Genomic DNA, 5,781 nt, shown 5'->3' on the forward strand with positions numbered 1-5,781 from the left:
GGCCCCCCCGGGCCGGGGCCCCCGCCCACCACCATGCGGTGCGCGATGGTCTGGGGCAGCACGGCGGTGATGTCGTCGGGCGCCACGTAGTCGCGTCCGTCGAGCCAGGCCTGGGCCTTGGCCGCGCGCACCACCGCCAGCGCGGCGCGTGGGCTCAGGCCTTGCACGAACCAGCGGCCCGAGCGGGTGGTGGCCACGATGTCCTGCAGGTAGTTCATCACCGCGTCGGCGGTGTGCACCGCACCCACCGCCTGCTGGGCCCGGCGCAGACCCGGCAGATCCATCACCGGGCGCAGCGCCTGCAGCATGTCGCGCCGGTCCGCGCCCATCAGCAGCGCGCGTTCGGCGGCGCGGTCGGGATAGCCCAGCGACAAGCGCATATGGAAGCGGTCGAGCTGCGATTCGGGCAGCGCATAGGTGCCCAGCTGGTCGTGCGGGTTCTGTGTGGCGATGACGAAGAAGGGGGCGGGCAGGGGCCGGGTTTCGCCTTCGACCGTGACCTGCTTTTCCTCCATCGCCTCCAGCAGCGCGCTCTGGGTCTTGGGGCTGGCGCGGTTGATCTCGTCGGCCAGCAGCACCTGGGCGAACACCGGGCCGGGATGGAACACGAAAGCCTGCTTCTCGCGTTCGTAGATGGACACGCCGGTCAGGTCGCTGGGCATCAGGTCGGCGGTGAACTGCACGCGCGAGAACTGCAGGCCGAAGCAGCGCGCCAACGCGTGGGCCAGCGTGGTCTTGCCGACGCCAGGCACGTCTTCGATCAGCAGGTGCCCGCCGGCCAACAAACAGGCCACGCCGTCGTGTACCTGGGCCGGTTTGCCCATGATGACCGTGTTAAGCTGATCCAACAGCTCGTGAATTTGTCGGCGTGTGTCGTCCATGCCGGCACCATAGCGGAAATTCCTTGACATGAAGCCGACCGGATATTTCACCCACAAAGCGTTCAGGCGTCATGAGATGGGCGAGGGCCACCCAGAGTGTCCGCAGCGACTCGACGCGATCGAGGACCGCCTGCTGATCACCGGCCTGGAAACGGCGCTGGAGCGCCGCGAGCCGACGGCCGCCGCCTTGTCGGATGTGGAGCTGGCCCACGACCGCATGCACGTGGCGGCCTTGCGTGGACTCAGCGACCGCCTGGCCGAGGACATGCTGGCCGGCGGCCCGACCCATGCCAGCATCGACCCCGACACCTCGATCAACGCCCACACTTGGGAGGCTGCCTTGCTGGCGGCGGGAGCGGCCATCGACGCCACCGACGCCGTGATGGCCGGTGAACTGGAAAACGCCTTCTGCGCCGTGCGCCCGCCCGGCCACCATGCCTGCCACGACAAGGCCATGGGCTTCTGTTTCCTCAACAACGTGGCGATCGCGGCCAAGTACGCGCTGGCGCGCCACGGACTCAAGCGGGTCGCCATCATCGACTTCGATGTGCACCACGGCAACGGCACCGAGGACATCGTGGCCGGCGACGAGCGCATCCTGATGTGCAGCTTCTACCAGCACCCGTTCTATCCCGAGTGCCAGCATTCGACCGCCGCCAACCTGGTCAACATGCCGGTGCCGGCCTACACCCGCGGCATGGACGTGCGCGAGTTGATCGACATGATGTGGCTGCCCCGGCTGGAGGCCTTCCGGCCGCAGATGGTCTTCATCAGCGCCGGCTTCGACGCCCACCGCGAGGACGACATGGGCCAGATGGGCCTGGTCGAGAACGACTACATCTGGATCACGCAGCGCATCAAGCAGGTGGCCGACCGGCACGCCAAGGGCCGCATCGTGAGCTGCCTGGAGGGGGGCTACAACCTCAGCGCGCTGGGACGCAGCGTCGAGGCCCACATCCGGGTGCTGGCCGACGTCTGAACGCCGGTCCCGAGGTTTCCGCAGGTGGCCTGTGGTGGCAGGCCACGCATGTTTGACAACAGCAGCAGGAGGAACACACCATGAACAACAATTGGAACACCTTGTGGGAGTCCGTCCAGGCCGCGCTGGGCGGGCAAATACCCCATTTGCTGGGCGCCCTGGCCATGCTCGTCGGCGGCTGGCTGGTGGCGGTGCTGGTGCGCGCCGGGGCCCGCCGCGGCCTGGCTTTGCTGGGGGTCAACCGGGGCTTCGCGCGGCTCACCGGTCAGGCGGTGGACATCGAACGCGGGCTGGGTGTGACCCTGTTCTGGGTCGCCTTGCTGTTCGTGCTGGCCGCGGTGTTCAATTCGCTCGACCTGGCCCTGGTGTCCGGGCCGCTGGGGGCCTTGTTGACGCGCCTGTTTGAATACGCGCCCCGGCTGCTGGCCGGCGCCGTGCTGGCGCTGCTGGCCTGGCTGCTGGCCAGCGTCGTGCGACTGGTGGTCAACCAGGCGCTGTCCCGGACCACGCTCGACGAGAAGCTGGCCGAACACGCCGACATGGCGCCCATCAGCGACGGGCTGGGCCACGCGCTGTTCTGGCTGGTGATCCTGATGTTCGTGCCCGCCATCCTGGGGGCATTGCAGATGGACGGCCTGCTGGACCCCTTGCGCAACATGGTGGCCAAGACACTGGACATGGTGCCCAACGCCCTGGCTGCTCTGGTCATCGGGGGTGTCGGCTGGATCGTGGCGACGGTGTTGCGCAAGCTCACCACCAACCTGCTGCGCACCGCCGGCAGCGACGGTCTGGGCGCGCGTGCCGGCCTGGCCGAATCGGTGCGCTTGTCCAGCGTGGCCGGCCTGCTGGTGTTCGTGGCGGTCTTCCTGCCGGCCCTCATCGCCGCGCTCGACGCGCTCAAGGTCGAGGCCATCTCACGCCCGGCCACCGAGATGCTGGGCATGATGATGGCGGCCGTGCCCCACATCATCGCCGCCGGACTGATCCTGGTCATCACCTGGCTGGTGGCGTCCTTCGCCAGCCGCCTGCTGGCCAGCCTGCTGGGCACCCTGGGTTTTGACCGCCTGCCCGCCCACCTGGGCCTGCGGCACGCGTTCGAACGCACCCCGGCCTCGGTCTTCGTCGGCCACGTCGCGCTGTTTTTCGCCATGCTGTTCGCCACCGTGGAGGCGGCGGCGCAGCTGGGCTTTGGCCAGGTGGGATCGATCGTCGGCACCTTCATCCGTTTCGGTGGCGACGTGCTGCTGGGTTCGCTCATCCTGGTGGTTGGTTTCTGGCTGGCCAACCTGGCCCACGAGGCCATTAACCGTGCCGCCGGTCCCAGCAGCCAAGGCTTGGCGCGCATCGGCCGCTTCGCCATCCTGGCGCTGGTGCTGGCCATGGGCCTGCGGGCCATGGGCATTGCCGATGACATCGTCAACCTGGCTTTTGGCCTCACCTTGGGGGCGGTCGCCGTGGCGGTGGCCCTGTCCTTCGGCCTGGGCGGGCGTGAGGCCGCCGGCAAGCTGATGTCGCATTGGCTGGCGCGCTGGAGCGGCGACGGACGCGAGCCGCCCAAGGAATGAGGGGCGGGGCGCCTTGCGCCACAATTCAGGGATGACCGCTGTTTCTGCTCCCGACTCGCCGCTGCTGCACACGCGTGACGCCCGTGGCGTGCACACCCTGACCCTCAACACCCCGGGCGCCTACAACGTGCTCAGCGAGGCCATGCTGGGCGCCCTGCAGCAGGCGCTGGACGAGGTGGCTCGCGACAACGCCGCCCGCGTGGTGGTGGTGGGCGCCGCCGGCAAGGCCTTCTGCGCCGGCCACAACCTCAAGGAAATGCGTGCCCAGCCCGAACTGGCCTATTACCAGCGCCTGTTCGCCCAGTGCAGCCGCATGATGCTGGCCATCCAGAACCTGTCGGTGCCAGTGATCGCCCGCGTGCAGGGCCTGGCCACGGCGGCCGGCTGCCAGCTGGTGGCGCAGTGCGACCTGGCCGTCGCGGCCGAAGGCGCCAGCTTCGGTGTCAACGGCATCGACGTGGGCCTGTTCTGTGCCACGCCCAGCGTGCCGCTGGTGCGCAACATGGCGCCCAAGCAGGCCATGGAAATGCTGCTGACCGGCGAATTCATCGGTGCCGCCGAGGCCCAGGCCCGGGGCTTGGTGAACCGGGTGGTGCCGGCGAATGACCTGGACGCGGAGGTCGAGCGCCTGGTGGCCGCCATCCTGGCCAAGCCACGCGAGGCGGTGGCCATGGGCAAGGCCTTGTTCTACCGGCAGCGCGAGACCGGCATCGAGGCGGCCTACCAACTGGCCGGCCAGACCATGGCCTGCAACATGGCGCATGAGGTGGCACAAGAAGGCGTGTTGGCCTTCATCGAAAAGCGGCCGCCCGCCTGGCGGCGCGCCGACACCGGAGGGGACGCGTGATGGGGGCGACGGCAAGCGCACGGCCCATCGACGATTTCACCCAGTGGCTGGCGGCCTTCTCGCAGCCCAGCGTGCTCACCGAACTGGCCGCGCTGGTGGTCTGCGTGCTGCTGGCGGTGGGCGTGGTCGGGCTGTTGCGGCGCTCGCTGGGTCAGCACATCGACCACCGTTCGGTCTGGTTTGGCCGCAACCTGGTGGATGGCGTGCTGTTCCCGCTGCTGCTGCTGGGCTTGAGCTACGTGGCGCGCGCGGTCGTGGTCAAGTGGGTGCCGCAGCTGGTGGTGTTCAAGGTCGCCATTCCGGTCCTGGTCTCGCTGGTGGTCATCCGGGTCGGTGTCAAAGTGCTGCGAGCCGCCTACGACGACAGGCCCTGGATCCATGCCATCGAACGCACCATCTCCTGGCTGGCGTGGCTGGCCATGGTGCTGTGGGTCAGCGGCCTGCTGCCGGTGGTGCTGGCGGAGATGGAGCAGATCACCTGGAAAATGGGTGCCAGCCGGATATCGCTGCGCACCCTGCTCGAAGGCGCCGTCACCGCCGCCGCTGTCCTGATCGTCACGCTCTGGATTTCCTCCGCCATCGAATCGCGCCTGCTGCGCTCGGCCGTGGGCGGGGAGTTGTCGCTGCGCAAGGCCATCAGCAACGCCACCCGTGCATTGCTGATGTTCGTGGGCCTGCTGATGGCGCTGACGGCGGTGGGCATCGACCTGACCGCCCTGTCCGTGCTGGGGGGCGCCGTCGGCGTGGGCATCGGTTTTGGCCTGCAGAAGCTGGCTGCCAACTACGTGAGCGGCTTTGTGATCCTGGCCGAACGCAGCATGCGCATCGGCGATCTGGTGCGGGTTGACACCTTCGAAGGCCGGGTCACGGACATCAAGGCACGCTATACCCTGATCCGCTCGGCCACAGGGCGCGAGGCGATTGTGCCGAACGAGACGCTGATCACCAGCCGGGTGGAAAACCTCTCGCTGGCCGATCCCAAGATGTGGCAATCCACGCTGGTGGCGGTGGGCTACGAGAGCGATGTCGAGCTGGTCACGCGGCTGCTGATGGAGGCCGCCGAGGCCCAGCCGCGTGTCCTGCTCGATCCGCCACCCAGCGTGGCCATGACCGCTTTTGGCGCCGATGGTCTGGAGTTCACCCTGGCCTACTGGATGGCCGACCCGGAGAACGGGCAGAACAACCTCAAGTCCGACATCAACCACGCGGTGCTCAAGGCCTTCCGTGCGCACCAGATTGACATACCTTATCCGCAGCGGGTGGTGCATGTGGCACCGTCGGCCGCGCCGGTGCGATGAAACTGTCGGCCGGCACCCAGGGGGGCGGCCTGAAAAAAATGCTCGGCCCAAACCCCGGGTTGGCCCGTATAATCCATAAAAAAGCACGATCGTTCGTTTTTCGTGATGTCCACGTTCTACAATCCGAATCGGAAATTGACGTTGACGTAAACGTAAAGTATTTGACTGTCTTTTCTTCAACCATTCAGGAGCCGCAACAATGAAGGTCTTG

5 protein-coding genes are annotated in these 5,781 nt (G+C 67.6%); 4 read left to right on the forward strand and 1 reads right to left on the reverse strand.

Features of this window, described 5'->3' with window-relative positions:
• Window positions 1-881 (reverse strand): AAA family ATPase (locus AAHB17_RS24115; RefSeq protein WP_342133607.1); only part of this gene is annotated, 881 nt, incomplete at its 3' end.
• A 28-nt stretch (window positions 882-909) separates the two neighbouring features.
• Here AAHB17_RS24115 and AAHB17_RS24120 point away from each other — a divergent pair.
• The 4 genes from AAHB17_RS24120 to AAHB17_RS24135 all read left to right on the forward strand — a co-directional run bounded on the left by AAHB17_RS24120 (window position 910) and on the right by AAHB17_RS24135 (window position 5,570).
• On the forward strand, window positions 910-1,860 hold the full coding sequence (locus tag AAHB17_RS24120) for a histone deacetylase family protein (protein ID WP_342133608.1): 951 nt from the start codon (window positions 910-912) through the stop codon (window positions 1,858-1,860).
• A gap of 80 nt (window positions 1,861-1,940) precedes the next feature.
• A complete protein-coding gene (locus AAHB17_RS24125) occupies window positions 1,941-3,425 on the forward strand; it encodes a mechanosensitive ion channel (RefSeq protein ID WP_342133609.1) in 1,485 nt (494 codons plus the stop codon).
• 31 nt (window positions 3,426-3,456) lie between these two features.
• On the forward strand, window positions 3,457-4,272 hold the full coding sequence (locus AAHB17_RS24130; RefSeq protein ID WP_342133610.1) for an enoyl-CoA hydratase: 816 nt from the start codon (window positions 3,457-3,459) through the stop codon (window positions 4,270-4,272).
• Window positions 4,272-5,570: a mechanosensitive ion channel family protein gene (locus AAHB17_RS24135; protein WP_342133611.1), complete on the forward strand. Its 1,299-nt coding sequence runs from the start codon at window positions 4,272-4,274 to the stop codon at window positions 5,568-5,570. The genes AAHB17_RS24130 and AAHB17_RS24135 overlap by 1 nt, the downstream gene beginning before the upstream one ends.
• Window positions 5,571-5,781: the final 211 nt, after the last annotated feature.

Source organism: Hydrogenophaga sp. OTU3427 (assembly GCF_038440225.1).
Lineage (GTDB): Bacteria > Pseudomonadota > Gammaproteobacteria > Burkholderiales > Burkholderiaceae_C > Hydrogenophaga.